This is a genomic window from [Mycobacterium] stephanolepidis (genome assembly GCF_002356335.1).
In the GTDB taxonomy this organism is placed as follows: domain Bacteria; phylum Actinomycetota; class Actinomycetes; order Mycobacteriales; family Mycobacteriaceae; genus Mycobacterium; species Mycobacterium stephanolepidis.
In genome coordinates this window covers 2295986-2313191 of sequence record NZ_AP018165.1, presented here as the reverse complement: position 1 = coordinate 2313191, position 17206 = coordinate 2295986, and the positions used below count along the sequence as shown (strand labels likewise).

Below are 17206 nucleotides of genomic sequence, written 5' to 3'. Positions count from 1 at the left end.
GAGGGGTGACAGGTTTCGGCCCGCAACTCGGCGGCCGACTTTCCCTCGCTGGCGACTAACCCTTTGGACACCAACGGATGAACAAGGAATCGCGGTGTATTGGCCGCCGGTCGGCACTGGCCTTACAGGATGTAGAGCATCTCCTGGTACGTCGGCAGCGGCCACAGGTCGTCGGCCACTATCCCCTCGAGCTTGTCGGCAGCAGCACGCACCGCATCCATGGCGGGCAGCAGGCTCTGCGCGTGCTCTGCCTCTTCCAGCGCGGTGGTCGCGAAATCACTCTCGACACCCTTTTTCAGATCGGCGAGCGCATTGACCAGATCGGAGATCGGAGCCGACACGTCCTCCAGCAGGGTGGTGCTGGGTTCAACTCCGGCGGCCTTCAATGCGGCGACATTCTGCGCGATCTCGGTCTGATACCGCACCGCCGCGGGCAGCACCACCGTCGAACCTAGCTCCAAGGAGAGCTTCGCCTCGACGTGAATGGTCAGTGCGTACTGCTCAAGGCCGATCTCGTAGCGGCTGTGCATCTCGCGATCGTTGAATACCTTGTATTTGTCGAACAGTTCGAGGGCGTCCGGCTTGATCAGCTCGGGCAGCGCGTCCAGGGTGGTCTTCAGATTCGGCAGCCCACGAACGGCCGCCTCAGTCTGCCACTCCTCCGAGTAGCCGTCTCCGTTGAACACCACGGCACCGTGTTCGGTGATGATGTCGGTGAGGAGCTGCTGCACAGCCTGGTCGAAGTCGGTGCCGTCGGCGACTTCCTTCTCCAATACGGTCGCAATGTAGTCCAGCGATTCAGCCATGATCGTGTTGATCGTGACCATCGGTGCGGCCACGGTCTGCATCGAGCCGGGGGCACGAAATTCGAAACGGTTCCCGGTGAACGCAAAGGGGCTGGTGCGGTTGCGGTCGCCTGGATCGGTAGGCAGGACCGGCAATGTATCGACGCCGATAATCATGCTGCCCTTGCCTTTTGATGACGTCGCCGCACCCTTGGCAATCTGCTCGAAGACATCGGCCAGCTGATCGCCGAGGAAGATCGAAATAATGGCCGGCGGAGCCTCGTTCGCACCGAGACGGTGATCATTGGTCGCCGATGCCACTGAAACCCGCAGCAGCCCCCCGAATTTATGCACGGCCCGGATTACCGCAGCGCAGAAGACCAGGAACTGCGCGTTCTCGTGCGGTGTGTCGCCCGGCACCAGCAGGCTGCCGAACTGCGAGTTCCCCAACGAGAAGTTGACATGCTTGCCGGAACCGTTAACACCGGCGAAGGGCTTCTCGTGGAACAGGCACTCCATCCCGTGCTTCTTGGCGATCGTCTTGAACGTCGTCATGAGTAACTGCTGATGGTCCGAAGCGATGTTGGCCCGTTCGAACATCGGAGCGATCTCGAACTGCCCGGGCGCAACCTCGTTATGCCGGGTCTTAGCCGGGATGCCGAGCTTGAACAGCTCACGCTCGGTATCCATCATGAAACCGAGAACACGCTCAGGCACCGCTCCGAAGTAGTGGTCGTCGAACTCCTGCCCCTTCGGCGGCTTGGCGCCAAACAGAGTGCGGCCCGCGTTGATCAGATCCGGGCGGGCCAGGAAGAAGTGACGGTCCACCAGAAAATACTCCTGCTCCGGACCGCAGAATGACACGATGTGATCAAAGTTGCTGTGGCCGAACAGTTTAAGAATGCGCTCGGCATGCTCCCCCATCGCCTGCTGACTGCGCAGCAGCGGGGTCTTGTGATCCAGAGCCTCACCGGTCATCGACACGAACACAGTCGGGATGCACAGCGTGTTGCCGTTGGGGTTTTCGAGGATGTACGCGGGGCTGGTGACATCCCAGCCCGTGTACCCCCGGGCCTCAAAGGTGTTACGCAGGCCGCCGCTGGGAAAACTGGACGCGTCCGGCTCGCCCTGGATCAGGGTCTTGCCTGCGAACTCGGCCAGAGTCGCGCCATCACTGACTGGTTCAAGAAAGCTGTCGTGCTTTTCCGCGGTCAGACCGGTCAACGGGTAGAAGACGTGCGCGTAGTGCGTCGCACCCTTCTCAAGTGCCCAGTCCTTCATCGCTGAGGCGACGGCATCGGCCACGGCCGGGTCCAGCTTGGCGCCCTGCTCGATGGTGGCGGTCACCGACTTGTAGACCGATTTAGGAAGCCGCTGTTGCATGACGGCCTTGCTAAAGACGTTCGCGCCGAACGGGTCTGCTGCACGGATAGGTGACAGTCTTTAGGCGGCCTGATTGGCCGGTGTGGTCATGATGGTCTCGTATTCGATGGGGGTCAACTTGCCGAGGGCGGGTTGGCGTCGGCGGCGGTGGTAGGTGCGTTCGATCCAGGTCACGATCGCTGTCCGTAGTTCGTCGCGGGTGTTCCATCGGCGCCGATTCAGGACGTTCTTTTGCAGCAGGGAAAAGAAGGACTCCATCGCGGCGTTATCACCGGCGGCGCCAATCCGGCCCATGGAGCCAATCATGTTGTGCCGGTTGAGGGTATGCACGAATTTTCGGGACCGAAATTGGCTGCCCCGGTCGCTGTGGACGATGCACCCACTCACATCGCCACGGCGGGCCACCGCATTGTTGAGCGCGGTCACCGCTAGGGCAGCTTTCATGCGGTTACTGATGGAATAGCCGACGATGCGGTTGGAGAACACGTCCTTGATCGCGCACAGATAGAGCTTGCCTTCGCTGGTCCGGTGTTCGGTGATATCGGTCAACCACAACATGTTTGGGGTGGTTGCGGTGAAATTGCGGCATACCAGATCGTTGTGAACAGGTGGGCCTGGTTTCTTGCCGACACGGCTGCGTTTCTTGCCGAATGCCGACCACCAGCGGTTCTCGCGGCAGCGTTTCCACACCGTCCGGTCAGACACAGCGATTCCCGCGGCCCGGACTTCATCAGCGAGGAATCGGTAGCCGAACTCGGGGTCATCACGGTGGGCGTCATAGACCGCGTTCGTCACTGACGCTTGCACCCACTCAGTTCCAGTGACCGGGCCAGCACACCAGCGATAAAATGGCTGACGAGCGATTTTGAGGACCCGGCACGTCACCGTGACGGGAACACCGTCGGCGGCCAGCTCACGAACGAGCGGGTACATCATTTTGGGGACTGACCCAGCTTGAGGTTGGCCTGCGACAAATAGGCCGCCGCCCGCCGCAACACCTCATTTTCCTGCTCCAGCAACCGGACTCGCTTCTTGAGTTCGCGGTTCTCGGCGGACTCAGTGGCGGTCACACCAGGGCGAACCCCCTCATCGACATCGGATTGGCGTATCCATTTCGACAGCGTCATCGGGTGAATACCGAAATCAGCAGCGACCTGCTCCAACGTCACACCAGCATCGCGATCACGGGCAATTCGCACCACATCGGCACGGAACTCTGCAGGAAACGGCTTCGGCACAGCGACATCCTTCCAGGCCCACCCCACAGGGCAAGCCATCTCAGTTGTCACCTATCCGTGCACCAGACCCAACACTTCACCCGGTTCTTCGCCGACCACGAAGCTTATTGCCGGAGGCACGTAGGCCTCGACATTGTTGATCGCCTGCAGCCGAACAGCATTTCCGCTCAATTGACTTCCTATCGCCGTGACGTGCCCGCAGCTGATTAGCGAGCGACCAACGTGGCTACGTTAAGGACAACCAATGGCCGGCATGTTTCGCGTACATCAACAGCAGAATGCGTAGCTGTGGAACTCCCCCCGACTGGCTGCATGGACTTCAGCTCGTGCTGAGCACTTCACAGAGATGCAACACACAGGAGCTGCCGGCAAGATCGGCGACGGCAAAGTCTGGGTAAGCCCCGTTGACTCGGTGGTGCGGGTGCGCACCGGCGAACAGGGCACAGACGCCCTCTAGCCGGGCACGTCCGCAACCTGGCGCGTGGAGACGGACTCCTGTTTGCCCCCAGTACCGCTGTTTGATACTGATGGGGAGGTGACGACTCAACGCGCGTTTATCACCGGCGCAAACGGATTCGTGGGCCGCGCACTCTCGCGGCACCTTCGCGCCTTGGGTTGGGAAATCCGCGGTGTCGATCTGGTGGCGGACCCCGCACACGGCGTCCGCGCCGGAGACATCAACGTTGAGGGGCCGTGGATAGCCGACGCCGCGACGGCGGATGCGATCTTCCACACCGCAGCAATAGTGTCGAACACCGCGGCAGCCGACGCTGCCTGGCGCATCAATGTACTTGGGACGAAAAAGGTTATCGATGCAACGTCACCGGGGGCGGTGTTCATACACCTATCGTCGGTTCGGGCGTTCTCGGACGTCGACTTTCCCGGCATGGTCACCGAAGATCACCCCGTCCGAACCGACGGGAACACGTACGTTGACACCAAGATCGCAAGCGAACAAGTGGTACTACAGGCTCACGCGGCCCACCGGATAGATGCGCGGATCGTACGTCCAGGTGATATCTACGGGCCTGGATCCCGGCCGTGGACACTACTGCCCCTAGAGATGATCCGCGGTAACCAATTCGTGTTGCCGGCGATGGGAAAGGGGATCTTTTCGCCGATCTACATCGATGACATCATCGAAGGCATCACGAGCGTGGCTACATGCGATGCGGCAAGCGGCCAGGTCTTCACCATCTCCGGAGGCGTTGGGGTTACCTGCGCAGAGTTCTTCGGCCACTACTACCGCATGCTCGGTAAGCGCGGCCCCCTGGTGCTGCCGACCGCCGCTGCGGTTGGCTTGGCCAGAGCGAAGTCGTCCATTCTCGCGCTGTCAGGCAGAACAACTGAAGCCAACGCCGCCTCCGTGCGATACCTCACCAGGACCGGAACCTACTCGATTGCCAAAGCGCAGAGCGTTCTGGGATTCAGGCCCCAGTTCACTCTCGAATCCGGCATGCAAGCGACCCGAACCTGGCTAGAGAGCCAAGGGCTCCTGGGATGACAAAAAACCACCTGTAAACAGGTGGTTTTTGTTGTCGGGCTGACAGGATTTGAACCTGCGACCACTTGACCCCCAGTCAAGTGCGCTACCAAGCTGCGCCACAGCCCGCCGCCGCTATGAGCAGCAGACGGAAGCCTACCGTAGGTCTGGCAAGATCCTGAACTCGGATTCCGGTCAACGAACCCGGATTCCTGAAACCACTTGTGTCACCACAAAATCATCCGCAACATTTGTCGGCTGGCTGTCGGAGTGGCGTCGTATTATTCGAACATGCGTTCGATACTGGATGTGGAGGCCGACCAGGTCCTCGCGGAGCTGGCCGGCGCCCTCGACGCATTGTCGGAACTGGATCCGCAGACTCTCACACAGGGTGACCGTCTCGCCGTTCTGCGTGAGGTAGAGGCCTTCGTGCGCAGGATTCCCGCCGCCACCCACGGGCTTGTCAATGAACTTGTGGCCGATCATGTTCCGGGCGCGTTCGGTGGCATCAACCCGCCCGACGTCCTCGCCGATGCGCTTCGGATCACCCGCTCCGACGCCCGACGGCGCATCCGGGACGCCGCGGAACTCGCTCCAAGGGTCGCGCTCAGCGGTGACCGGATCGAGCCGGTACTCGCGGCCACCGCCATGGCGCAACAGGCGGGCACCGCCGGGTGTGATCACATCGCGGTTATCCGCCAGTTCTGGGACCGACTCCCCCGAGCCGTCGATGCGGTAACCCGGGCGGCCACTGAGAGGCAGCTGGCGGAGCTCGCGGGAACGCTGCGACCCGACGAGCTCCGCAAGGCCGCGGACAGACTCCTGGCCTATCTCGATCCCGACGGGAGCTTAACCGGCGATGCCGACCGTGCCCGACGGCGAGGGTTCAGGATGGGGCGTCAGGGTGTTGACCTCATGACGCCCGGGGCATTCGACCTCGACCCCGAGCTGCGTTCTTATCTCGACGCGATCTTCGCCAAGTACGCGGCACCGGGCATGTGCAACCCCGATGACGAAACACCTTGCGTAGGTGATGATTCGGACGTGGATGCGGCGCGGCGGGATGGCCGTTCCGTCGCGCAGCGCCGGCATGATGCACTGAAGGCGGTCTGCCGGTCCGTGTTGTCATCGAGTGAGCTCGGCCGCCACCGCGGATTGCCGGTGACCGCGGTGGTCACCGCAACGCTGCGTGAGCTGGAGGCGGCTTCGGGTAACGCGGTGACCGGCGGAGGCTCACTCGTGCCGATCACCGATCTGATCCGGATGGCCAGTCACGCCCATCATTATCTGGCCATCTTCGATGACGACGGTCGTGCATTGCATCTAGGGCGGGCGAAACGGATCGCCACCGAGGACCAGCGAATCGTGTTGACCGCCAAGGATCGTGGCTGTACGTATCCGGGCTGCGATCAACCTGCGTATCACTGCCAGGTGCACCACATGGACGAGTGGGCTTACGGCGGCAGCACCGATATCGACTCCCTCACCCTGGGCTGCGAAGGGCATCACAAGCTACTGGGAGCCGAGGACCAGCACTGGCGAGCCGTACGTGGGCCGGACGGTCGAACCTGGTGGATCCCACCCGCGCATGTCGATCCGGCGCGCTCGCCGCGTGTCAATTGGTTCCACCATCCGGACGGCTACCTACGGGAGTAACACGACATCGGCCCCGCCGGGGGTTAACCCGACGGGGCCGATGGGGCCAAGAGGCTTAGTTCGAGCCGCTTGCGTGAGCCGGTGCGATTACTCCGGGATGGTCAGAACCTGACCCGGCTGAATCAGATCGGGGTTGGCAACGCCGCTCGCGTCGGCGATCTTCTGGTACTGGTTGCCGTCGCCGTAGAAGCGCTCGGCGATGGCCCACAGGGTGTCACCCGACACGACCGTGTAGGTGCGGGGCTCCGGGGCAGGAGCAGGCTCCTCCACGGCGGCCGGAGCAACCTCGACGGACTCGGCCGGGGCGACCGGGGTGTCGGTCTGGGTGCCCGAGGACCACACGGAGTCGGCGCCTGCGTAGAGCACCAGGTTGCGGTCGTCCTGCAGAACCAGCTTCACGTCCGAACGGCCCTCGGTGTTGCTGCTCCACAGCGCGCCGCCACCGTTGTCGTAGACCACGAAGTTTCCGTCGCTCTGCACCTCTGCGCGGCCCGCGCTGTGCCCGCTGGTGTCGGAGGCCCACACGGGGCTACCGCCATCGGCCAGAACCAGGTTGCCGTCATCCTGCAGAGTCAGCGTGTACGCGCCGTTGTTCGAGGTGAGGCTCTGTCCCGAATCCAGCTTCTGACCCTGGGTAAGTGTGTCCGCCACTGTGTTGCGCCTTTCGTAGGTGGTTTTGCTACCGCCGCAGGATGGTAGACGGTCAAACCAGCCTAGGTCGGCAAACCGAAAAAGTGGGCGATTCGGATCGGGTAGATCTCAACATGAGCGCGAATATTGGGTGAACGGAGCCTGAGAGCGCAATGTGCACAGGGTCCTTTATCTTGTGCCCGTTGCTATCTCGCCGCCAGTTAGCGCTTGGGCCCGCGCTTCTCGCGTACTCGGACATTGACCCTGATGGGAGTGCCTTCGAAGCCGAAACTTTCGCGCAACCGGCGTTCGAGGAACCGGCGGTACCCCGCCTCGAGGAAACCGGTGGTAAATAGCACGAAGGTGGGTGGCCGCGAGGTGGCCTGAGTGGCGAACAACACACGTGGCTGCTTCCCGCCGCGGACCGGCGGCGGCGTCGCGGCAACCACTTCCTTGACCCAGGTATTGAGCTGACCGGTAGAGATACGCGAGTCCCAGGACTGCAGTGCAGACTCCAGCGCGGGCACCAGCTTCTGGATGGCCCGCCCGCTCTTGGCCGAGATGTTCACGCGCTGGGCCCAATTGAGCTGGGCAAGCTGAAGGTCTACCTCACGTTCAAGGAGATCGCGGCGATCCTCGTCCACCAGGTCCCACTTATTGAACGCCAGTACCAATGCGCGCCCAGATTCGACCACCATCGACAGCACCCGCTGGTCTTGTTCGGTGATGGGCTGGGACGCGTCCAGAAGCACGATCGCCACCTCGGCGGCCTCGATGGCTCCATGGGTGCGCAGCGAGGCGTAGTACTCGTGCCCCGAGGCCTGTCCGACCTTCCGGCGCAAACCAGCCGTATCGACGAAACGCCAAGTCTTACCGCCGAGTTCGATCAAGGTATCCACCGGGTCCACGGTGGTTCCGGCAGTATCGTGCACCACCGACCGCTCGTCCCCGGAAAGCTTGTTCAGAAGAGAGCTCTTGCCCACGTTGGGTTTTCCGACGAGGGCCACACGCCGCGGTCCGCCCTCCCCCGATCCTCGCGCTGACACCTGGGGCAGATCGGCGACCACGCGATCGAGCAGATCCGCGACACCGCGCCCGTGCATGGCGCTGATAGCGATGGGCTCGCCCAACCCCAGCGACCACAGTGTTGCGGCGTCCGCCTCGGCACGGTCGCTATCAACCTTGTTGGCCGCCAAGAAAACTGGCTTACCCGAGCGGCGCAGCAGCTTCGCCGCGTCTTCGTCGGTCGAGGTGGGACCCACCGTCGCATCGACCACCAGGATGATCAGATCCGCGGTGGCCATCGCATGCCGCGCCTGTTCGGCCACCAACTGTTGCAGGCCGGTCGCATCGGCCTCCCAGCCACCCGTGTCCTGCACGGTGAATCGGCGATCCAGCCATTCGGCCGGATACGAGACGCGGTCCCTGGTCACCCCGGGAATGTCCTGTACGACCGCTTCGCGCCGCCCGATGATGCGGTTCACCAAGGTTGACTTGCCGACATTCGGGCGACCGACCACCGCCACCACCGCGGGCGGGGCGCTCGGCTCCTCGGTTTCCTCGGTTTCCTCGACTCCATCGAATTCGTCGAGTTCCCACTCGCTTTCGTCGACCCATGTGCCGTCGGTCATCGGGATGCCCCTGCCTTTGTGCGAACGAGGTCCAGCAGGTGGGCCACCACCTCATCCTGTGTCATGTCGCTGGTGTCGACCTCTATCGCGTCCTGGGCAGCACGCAACGGCGACACCGCCCGGGTCGAGTCCAGATGATCGCGGCGTTGCACGTCGGCGAGCACGCGCTCGTACTCATCGGCCCCGCCGCCCGAGACGTTCTGTGCGTTACGGCGCTCAGCCCTGGCCTGTGCCGATGCCGTGAGATAAATCTTCACGTCGGCCTCGGGCAAGACGACCGTACCGATATCGCGGCCCTCCACCACCACGGCGCCGCCGCTGCCCTCGGCCAGCTCACGCTGCCGTCGCACCAACCGCTCGCGTACCTCCGGAACCGCGGACACCGCGGAGACCGCGCCAGTCACCTCGGCCCCCCGGATGGGAGTCGACACATCCTCTCCGCCGAGCAGAGCCGTCTGCACATCCGGATCGGACCCCACCGACATGGGCACCTCACCGGTCGCCGCGGCGATGGCCGCCGGATCGGTGAGGTCGACGCCGGCGCGCAGCACCCATAGCGTCACGATGCGGTACATCGCGCCGGTATCCAGATAGGCGGCGCTCAGTTGTCGGGCCAGTTCCTTTGCCACCGAGGACTTTCCGGTGCCCGATGGACCGTCGATGGCCACCACCACGCGCGTCACAGACCCACCGCCTTGTACAGCGAGCCGATCTCGTCGCGGCCCAGGGCGCGCAGGCTCCCCGGACGTTGATTACCCAACGTCACATCGCCAATCTTGGTGCGCACCAATTCCACCACCGGATGCCCCACGGCATCCAGCAGCCGGCGCACAATGCGATTGCGACCCTCGTGCAGGGTCAGCTGGATCATGGTTTGGCCGTCGGTGGTGCCGAGGAACTTGAAGTCGTCGATCTTGGCGGGGCCGTCGGCGAGTTCCACACCGTCGCGCAGCTGTCTGCCGAGGCCGCGCGGCACGGTACCGGCCACCGTGGCGATGTACGTCTTGGGCACCTCATAGGACGGGTGCATGAGGCGGTGCGTCAGCTCCCCGTCATTGGTCAGCAAGATCAGGCCGACGGTTTCGGCATCGAGACGGCCGACGTTGCGGACGCCCTGGTTGCTGCGCACCCGCTCTTCGATCAGCTTCCCGATGCACGGGCGGCCACGGTCGTCCGACATGGTGGAGAGCATCCCGTACGGCTTGTTGAGTGCCAGATACACCAGTTCGGAGTTCATGATCACGCGTGCACCGTCCACGCGAACCACGTTGACGGCGGGATCGATTCGCCGGCCCTGCTCGGTGACGATCTCGCCGTCTACTTCGACACGGCCGTCGAAAATCATCCGCTCGGCAACCCGGCGTGACGCAATCCCCGCTTGCGACAACACCTTTTGTAGTCGAATTCCTTCTTCGCTCATCGTTCAGTCCTGATCAACAGTAAAGGCGGGCGCGGCATCGGATCCAGCACCGTCGGTGGGCGTCCGGTCGAGTCGCGCAAACCTCGGCTCGTCGCCAAGGTTCTCGGATAGATCATCGATCACGTCCATATCGGGAAGCAGCGGCGCGATATCGGGAAGATCCGACAGCGACGTCAGCCCAAGCCGCTCCAGGAACAGCTCGGTGGTGCGGAACATCACGGCGCCGGACTCGTCATCGGTGCCGGCTTCAGCGATCAACCCGCGCATCAGCAGCGTGCGCATGACGGCATCGACGTTCACACCGCGGACGGCACTGACGCGAGATCGCGTCACCGGTTGCCGGTAGGCCACCACGGCAAGGGTCTCCAACGCCGCTCGGGTCAACTTGGAACGTGCGCCGTCCAGCAGCAGCTTCTCCACGTAGGGGGCGTACTGGGCACGGGTGTACATGCGCCAGCCGTCCGCGGTCTCACGCAGGTCGATACCGCTGGCGCGGTCGGTCAGAATTTCGGAAATCCGTTGCAGCGCTTCGGCTACACGATCCAACGGCTGCGCAACGACGGTAGCCACCGCTGCAGCACCGATGGGTGTGTCCACCACCAGCAACAGCGCTTCGAGCGTGCTGCCGAGTTCCTCGTCGGTCATCGCGACGAACTCGTCCGATTCATCCAGGATGGGTTCTGCCGAGACATCGAGCTCGGTGGACTCCTCCGACCCCTCGACAGAGGTCGTCTGCTCACTCATGTGTAGTCCACTGCCTTTTCTAGATCATCCTGCGCCGGGCGCTCACCGGTCCATGAAACTTGGAGCGGTCCAAGCGGTTCGGATTGCTCGAATAGTACCGCCTTGGAGCGGTAGAGCTCGAGGACGCCCAGGAAACGGGCCACGATCTCGATGGGTACCGTGCACTCGGCCACCAGCTCGGTAAAGGTCATCCACTGCCCCGCGCCGCGTTCAGCCAGCAGTTCAACCATCCGTTTGGCGTGTTCAGGCACCGAAACGCGGGGAATGTGCAGATGGCTGAGCCCCACCGTCGGCACCGGCCGCGGCGTGAACGCACCGGCAGCGAGCTGGGCGAATTGGTCCCCGTCGAGTCCCAGGTGCACCGGCGGCAACAACTCGCTGAACCGCTCCTCGAGCGCCACCGCACGCGGGTATGAACGCAGCGCGGCGGCCTCCAGTTCGGCGAACATCTCCGCCACGTGCTTGAAGGCTCGGTACTGCAGCAGCCGCGCGAACAGCAGGTCCCGGATCTCCAGGAGAGCCAGATCGTCGGCGTCGTCCACCTGCCCCGAGGGCAGTAACCGCGCCGCCTTGAGGTCCAGCAGTGTGGCCGCCACAACCAGGAACGCGGTGACCTCGTCCAGGCTGTAGGTATCGCCCAGCGACTTGGTGTAGGCGATGAACTCGTCGGTCACCTGGTGCAGCGACACCTCGGTGACATCGAGTCGATGCTGCGAAATCAGTTGCAGCAGAAGGTCGAACGGACCCTCGAAGTTTGTGAGGCGAATCCGGAAACCGTGTGATTCGGGAGCAGCCGGTTCCGGGACCGCGGAATCGGGTACCGGGTGCTCCGCGGAGGTCTCGACCGGATGAGGCACAGCCAGCTCTTCCGGTACCTCAACCGTCACGATTCGAACCGGTCGATTACCTCGCGAGCCAACGAGATATACGCCTGGGCACCGGAGGATTTCGGCGCCCATGTGGTGATGGGCTCCCCCGCCACACTGGTCTCCGGGAAGCGGACGGTGCGAGTGATGACGGTGTGGAAGACCTGATCGCCGAACACCTCGATGACCCGGGCCATCACCTCGCGCGCGTGCAAGGTGCGGGCATCGAACATGGTGATGACAATTCCGGACACCGACAGCTTCGGGTTGAGCCGGTCACGCACCTTGGCGACGGTGTCGGTGAGCAACGCCAGACCGCGCAGCGAGAAGAACGCGCATTCCATCGGGATGACGACGCCCTCGGAGCAGGCCAACGCGTTCACCGTCAGCAGGCCCAGCGACGGCTGGCAGTCGATGAGCACGTAGTCGTAGCGGTCGAGCACCGGGTGCAGCGCACGGGCCAGCGAGTGTTCCCGGCCCACCTCGTTGACCAGCTGAATCTCGGCCGCGGACAGGTCGATGTTGCTGGGAATCAGGTCCAGTCCTTCGACCCGCGTGCGCATGAGGACATCGTCCACCGATACCCGCGGCTCGACCAGCAGGTTGTGCACCGTGGTCTCCAGCTCGTGGTGCGCGATGCCCAGACCGGCGGACAGCGCCCCCTGCGGGTCCAGGTCCACCAGCAGGACGCGTCGGCCGTACCCGGCCAGCGCGGCGCCCAGATTGATGGTCGACGTGGTCTTACCCACCCCGCCCTTCTGGTTGCACATCGCGATGACCTTGGCCGGACCATGGCTGGTCAGCGGCCTTGGTTCGGGAATGTCTTTGTGAGGACGACCGGTCAGATCAAGGTCGCCGTCTTCGGCGGGAAAGTCGGAGTCAAGACTGGAGTCCGTCACGTCACCTCCCGATCATCTGTTCGACCCTCTTCGCACGAGCGGCTCATCGAAGGCATTCGCGCAAGTCTAGTGGGGTTACGGCGTGCGGTAGCGGCAACCCGCGCATGGAGTCGGCACTATCGGGCGCGGGGATGTGCACCAGCCCACACTTCGCGCAGCGAACTGACGGTGACCAGCGTGTAGATCTGCGTCGTGGTGACCGAGGCATGGCCGAGCAGTTCCTGCACGACGCGAACGTCGGCACCGCCTTCCAGGAGGTGCGTTGCAAAGGAGTGCCGCAGCGTGTGCGGCGATACGGCCGCGCTGATCTTGGCGCGTTCGGCGGCATCGGCCAGTACCTGCCAGGCGCTTTGACGCGAGAGCCGTCCACCCCTCGAGTTCAGGAAGAGGGCGGGCACACCGCCGCGCCCTCGTCGCGCCAGGTCCGGACGGCCGCGCACCAGGTACGCCTGGAGCGCTTCTACCGCGGGACGCCCCACGGGCACCAGCCGCTGCTTGCCGCCCTTGCCCCAGAGCAAGGCCGAACGAGCCTGAACATCGACATCGTCGACATCGAGCCCCACAGCCTCGGAGATCCGGGCACCGGTCGAATACAGCAGTTCCAGGAGCGCGCGGTTGCGCAGATCGAGCGGGCCGTCCGTGGCGCCTCCGCCCGCGGCGGCCAACAGGGCCTCGACTTGGTCGACGGTGAGACTCTTGGGCAGCCGCCGGTTGGGGGTCGGCGGTTTGACGGCGCGGGCAACGTCCGTCGGCACCAGCCCTTCGATGGCCGCGAACCGGTGCAGACCACGCACGGCGATCAACGCGCGGGCGGCCGAGGACGCGGACAGTTCGGGGACGCCATGCTCGGGGTCACCCCGGCGCAGCGTCACCACGAAATCGCTGACATCGGATTCGGACACGTCGGCAAGGCGGTCGATCTTGCGGTCGGCGAGATGCTGCTGATAGCGGCGCAGATCGCGACGGTATGAGCTCAGCGTGTTCGCGGCGACGCCGCGTTCCACGTCGAGGTGATCCAGATAGGACTGGATCTCACCGTCCAGGAGCCGGACCGCCACCGTCACATTCGCGCCTTACGTTCCGCAAAGGCCGTAGGCCGGTCCGGCCAGGGGGCGTCCGAGGCGCGGGTGTGGTGACCGGCGAGGGCTACATGTGCGGCCAGAATGCCTGCCGCGGCAATAGCATTCACGATCTCGCCGGCGAGCACCATGGACACCGCCTCGGCCAGCGGCACCCAGTGCACCGTCATATCGGCCTCTTCGTCATGACTTTCGCCGCGGCCCGGATGCGACAGTCCCGTGGCAAGAAAGACCCTGACCACCTCGTCGGTGAAGCCGGGTGAGGCGGCGGCGTCCACAAGTACCCGCCAGGTGGTCGCCTCGACGCCCGCTTCTTCCTGCAGCTCGCGTGCGGCCGCCAGTTGGGTGTCCTCCCCCGCTATGTCCAGCAGCCCGGCGGGCAGTTCCCATAGCCGGTGCCCGAGCGGATGGCGGTACTGATGCACCAGTGCGACCCGCCCGACCTCATCCACCGCGGCGACCGCGACGGCCCCGTAGTGCTCGACGACCTCGCGGATCGCGCTTCCGCCGCCGGGCATCGCGACACGGTCGCGGCGCAGCGCCAGAATGCCGCCCATGTACATGGGCTCGGACTCCAGGGTGACGAACTCGTGGCGTTCACCCTCCCCGGAAGCCCCGCTACTCACTGTCAGGATCCAGCGGAAGACGCTCGGCCGCTTTGTATTCCATTGCTGCGCGAATGAATGCGACGAACAGCGGATGCGGACGGGTGGGACGGCTCTTGAGCTCGGGGTGAGCCTGGGTGGCGACCGCGAAGGGATGGACGTCCCTCGGGTACTCGACGAACTCCACCAGGTGCCCGTCCGGCGATGTGCCGGAGAACCGCAGGCCACTCTCGGCGATCTTGTCCCGGTAGGGGTTGTTCACCTCGTAGCGATGCCGGTGCCGCTCGGACACCTCGGTCGTTCCATACGCCTCGGCGACGATGGAATCGGCTTCCAGGATCGCGGGGTAGGCACCCAGGCGCATCGTTCCGCCCAGATCCGCCTCACCGGCGACCGCCCGCACCTGATCGGCCATGGTGGCGATCACCGGACTCGGGGTCTCGGGATCGAACTCGGCCGAGTTGGCGTCGGCCAGACCCGCCGAACGCGCCGCCTCGATCACCATGCACTGCAACCCCAGACACAGGCCCAGCATCGGGATGCGCCGCTTGCGGGCGTAGCGGATGGCGCCGAGCTTGCCCTCGATGCCCCGGATGCCGAAACCGCCGGGGATCAGCACCCCGTCGACATCCCCGAGCGCGGACTGCGCACCTGCCTCGGTCTCGCAATCGTCCGAGGGCACCCACTTAATGTCGACCTTTGTACGGTGCCGGAACCCGCCGGCGCGCAGCGCCTCGGTGACCGACAGATAAGCATCGGGCAGGTCGATGTACTTGCCCACCAAGGCGATTCGTACGGTTTCGCTGGGCTCGTGGACGCGCTGCAGCAGATCGCCCCACTCGATCCAATCGACGTCGCGGAAGGGCAGGTTGAGTCGGCGCACCACGTACGCGTCGAGTTCCTCGCGGTGCAGCACCTTCGGGATGTCGTAGATGGACGGGGCGTCCGGAGTGGAGATGACACCGTCGACGTCGACGTCGCACATGAGCGCGATCTTGTTCTTGAGGGGCTCGGGCACCTCCCGATCGCAGCGCAGGATCAGCGCGTCGGGGGTGATGCCGATGCTGCGCAGCGCGGCGACCGAGTGTTGCGTGGGCTTCGTCTTGAGCTCGCCGGACGGCTTCAAGTACGGCACCAGGGATACGTGCAGGAAGAAGACGTTGTCGCGGCCGACGTCATGCCGGATCTGGCGTGCGGCCTCCAGGAACGGCTGCGACTCGATGTCGCCGACCGTGCCGCCGATCTCGGTGATGACGATGTCGGGCCGCTGTCCCTTTTCGTTGGGTTCGGCCATGGCCAGAATGCGGCTCTTGATCTCATCGGTGATGTGCGGGATCACCTGCACGGTGTCGCCGAGGTACTCGCCACGTCGCTCTTTGGCGATGACAGACGAATAAACCTGCCCAGTAGTGACATTCGCCGACCCGGACAGGTCGCGGTCCAGGAAGCGCTCGTAGTGCCCGACATCGAGATCGGTCTCGGCCCCATCCTCGGTCACGAAAACCTCGCCGTGCTGGAACGGGTTCATGGTGCCCGGATCCACGTTCAGGTACGGGTCGAGTTTCTGCATCGTCACCTGCAAACCACGTGAGGTGAGAAGTTGCCCGAGGCTCGAGGCGGTCAGTCCCTTGCCCAGCGAGGAGGCGACTCCGCCGCTGACGAAGAGGTGCCTGGTGGCGGATTGAGGATGCTTGCGTAGACCTGCCAACTTGGCTCCCGTGACGACTGCGCAGGGCAATTCTGACTAGCTCGGGGCCCTGCTGACCCACGGAACCTCACCCTAACAAACACGCCGACAACCCGCGCTGAACACACCGTGCGGTGTGGGCTAGATCCCCTTTTCGGGCCTTCTATTGCACCGTGATGGAGGTAGCTCCGGGACCCAGCCCGTATCGGCCCGAGCGGCTGTCGGACTGTTCACGCAGCGCCAGGACGGTGGTGATGCGACCCGAGGCCATCTCGATATCGTCGACGGTGCTCGCGGCCGAGGCCATGGAGCTGTCGGCCCGGGTCACGGCGATCGCCGCGATGCCGTCGGCCGATCCGCTGCGTCCGGCGAGCACGGCGCCGGAGCCGCGCCGATCCAGTGCGGCGGCGAATCGCGCGACGGTGGAACCCTTGTTTCCGGCGTCGTTGGGTAGTGCTCCCCCGGTCACGATCACCGCGAGGTTCCCCGCCGACACCTGTCCGTCGGTGTAGGTGATGAACCCGCTCTGACGCAGCGCCGACAGTGCGATGTCGCGCTGCTCGTCGGTCACCGGCGGCGCCGGGTCTTTCGGGACCTGCAGCACGATGCCCACCAGGTCACCCGCCTGCGATCCCTGGTCCACGACATCGGTGCGCAGCGCGGTGCCGGCGGGCAGAATCGATGAGTTCACGATGGTGCGCAGTCGTTCGCCTTGATTGGCATCGGTGAATTGATCGGTCAACCCGATCCGGCCCGATACCGATCCGCCCGCGGTGGCGATCAGCTGCGCGATGCCGTCGACATCGGCGCGGTCCGCCTCCGGAGTGGTGATCAGCACGACCTTGCGATCACCTAGGGCGCCAGAGACCATTCGAGATGCCATCGTGGCATCGAAGTTGCTTGCCGCGTTGAGCTTCTCGCCCAGGGCATTCTTGTCCTGATTCAGGTCCTCGATCTGCCGCTGCTGGGTGCGCTTGTCGTCGCGCAGACCGGACAGCAGCGTGTCGTTGAGCAGACCGGAACCGAGTATGACGCCCACCGCGAGTGCGAGGAAAACCGCGGCGAGGGATATTGCGTGCTGGCGCAGGGTAATCACGGGT

The 17206-nt window shown here is 64.3% G+C and carries 14 protein-coding genes, 1 tRNA gene and 2 pseudogenes; 3 read left to right on the top strand and 14 right to left on the bottom strand.

Features of this window, described 5'->3' with window-relative positions; genetic code table 11:
- Window positions 1–122: 122 nt before the first annotated feature.
- On the bottom strand, window positions 123–2225 hold the full coding sequence (locus tag MSTE_RS11395) for a glutamine synthetase III family protein (protein WP_096501284.1): 2103 nt from the start codon (window positions 2223–2225) through the stop codon (window positions 123–125).
- A gap of 3 nt (window positions 2226–2228) precedes the next feature.
- Window positions 2229–3406 (bottom strand): IS3 family transposase gene (locus tag MSTE_RS11390; RefSeq protein WP_408645809.1). Its coding sequence is split into 2 segments (ribosomal slippage): window positions 2229–3137 and window positions 3140–3406, totalling 1176 coding nucleotides; the frame shifts between segments, so codons are not numbered across the junction.
- A gap of 367 nt (window positions 3407–3773) precedes the next feature.
- On the opposite strand from MSTE_RS11390, the pseudogene MSTE_RS11385 reads away from it, so the two are divergent.
- Both MSTE_RS11385 and MSTE_RS11380 read left to right on the top strand, forming a co-directional pair.
- Window positions 3774–3863, top strand: a pseudogene (locus MSTE_RS11385) (P-II family nitrogen regulator); the annotation flags it as partial.
- A gap of 78 nt (window positions 3864–3941) precedes the next feature.
- Window positions 3942–4910, top strand: a complete 969-nt coding sequence (locus tag MSTE_RS11380) for an NAD-dependent epimerase/dehydratase family protein (protein WP_096501283.1) — start codon at window positions 3942–3944, stop codon at window positions 4908–4910.
- Window positions 4911–4944: 34 nt separating this feature from the next.
- On the opposite strand, the gene MSTE_RS11375 is transcribed toward MSTE_RS11380, so the two are convergent.
- Window positions 4945–5018, bottom strand: a tRNA-Pro gene (locus tag MSTE_RS11375).
- Window positions 5019–5180: 162 nt separating this feature from the next.
- On the opposite strand from MSTE_RS11375, the gene MSTE_RS11370 reads away from it, so the two are divergent.
- Entirely contained in the window at window positions 5181–6545 is a 1365-nt protein-coding gene (locus MSTE_RS11370) for an HNH endonuclease signature motif containing protein (protein WP_096501282.1), read from the top strand.
- An 87-nt stretch (window positions 6546–6632) separates the two neighbouring features.
- Here MSTE_RS11370 and MSTE_RS11365 read toward each other — a convergent pair whose 3' ends face one another.
- The 11 genes and pseudogenes from MSTE_RS11365 to MSTE_RS11315 all read right to left on the bottom strand — a co-directional run bounded on the left by MSTE_RS11365 (window position 6633) and on the right by MSTE_RS11315 (window position 17202).
- Window positions 6633–7196 (bottom strand): LysM peptidoglycan-binding domain-containing protein, encoded by a 564-nt coding sequence (locus MSTE_RS11365; protein WP_046253634.1) that lies wholly within the window; start codon window positions 7194–7196, stop codon window positions 6633–6635.
- A 200-nt stretch (window positions 7197–7396) separates the two neighbouring features.
- Window positions 7397–8806, bottom strand: a complete 1410-nt coding sequence (der, locus tag MSTE_RS11360; protein ID WP_096501281.1) for a ribosome biogenesis GTPase Der — start codon at window positions 8804–8806, stop codon at window positions 7397–7399.
- Window positions 8803–9477, bottom strand: coding sequence for a (d)CMP kinase (cmk, locus tag MSTE_RS11355; RefSeq protein ID WP_096505750.1), 675 nt, complete (start codon window positions 9475–9477; stop codon window positions 8803–8805). Before cmk ends, der begins: the two co-directional genes overlap by 4 nt.
- An 8-nt stretch (window positions 9478–9485) precedes the next feature.
- Window positions 9486–10226: a pseudouridine synthase gene (locus tag MSTE_RS11350; protein ID WP_096501279.1), complete on the bottom strand. Its 741-nt coding sequence runs from the start codon at window positions 10224–10226 to the stop codon at window positions 9486–9488.
- Between the two features lie 3 nt (window positions 10227–10229).
- The gene (gene scpB / locus MSTE_RS11345) at window positions 10230–10970 is read right to left on the bottom strand and encodes an SMC-Scp complex subunit ScpB (protein WP_096501277.1); all 741 of its coding nucleotides are present in this window, start codon (window positions 10968–10970) and stop codon (window positions 10230–10232) included.
- Complete coding sequence (locus tag MSTE_RS11340) at window positions 10967–11827, bottom strand: segregation and condensation protein A (RefSeq protein WP_408645917.1); 861 nt, start codon at window positions 11825–11827, stop codon at window positions 10967–10969. Before MSTE_RS11340 ends, scpB begins: the two co-directional genes overlap by 4 nt.
- 26 nt (window positions 11828–11853) lie before the next feature.
- Window positions 11854–12735, bottom strand: coding sequence for a ParA family protein (locus tag MSTE_RS11335; protein ID WP_096501273.1), 882 nt, complete (start codon window positions 12733–12735; stop codon window positions 11854–11856).
- 116 nt (window positions 12736–12851) lie between these two features.
- On the bottom strand, window positions 12852–13799 hold the full coding sequence (gene xerD, locus MSTE_RS11330) for a site-specific tyrosine recombinase XerD (RefSeq protein WP_096501271.1): 948 nt from the start codon (window positions 13797–13799) through the stop codon (window positions 12852–12854).
- Window positions 13796–14440, bottom strand: coding sequence for an NUDIX domain-containing protein (locus MSTE_RS11325; protein ID WP_096501269.1), 645 nt, complete (start codon window positions 14438–14440; stop codon window positions 13796–13798). The genes xerD and MSTE_RS11325 overlap by 4 nt, the downstream gene beginning before the upstream one ends.
- A gap of 7 nt (window positions 14441–14447) precedes the next feature.
- Window positions 14448–16127: pseudogene (locus MSTE_RS11320) on the bottom strand (CTP synthase); the annotation flags it as partial.
- Between the two features lie 142 nt (window positions 16128–16269).
- The gene (locus MSTE_RS11315) at window positions 16270–17202 is read right to left on the bottom strand and encodes a copper transporter (protein WP_096501265.1); all 933 of its coding nucleotides are present in this window, start codon (window positions 17200–17202) and stop codon (window positions 16270–16272) included.
- Window positions 17203–17206: the final 4 nt, after the last annotated feature.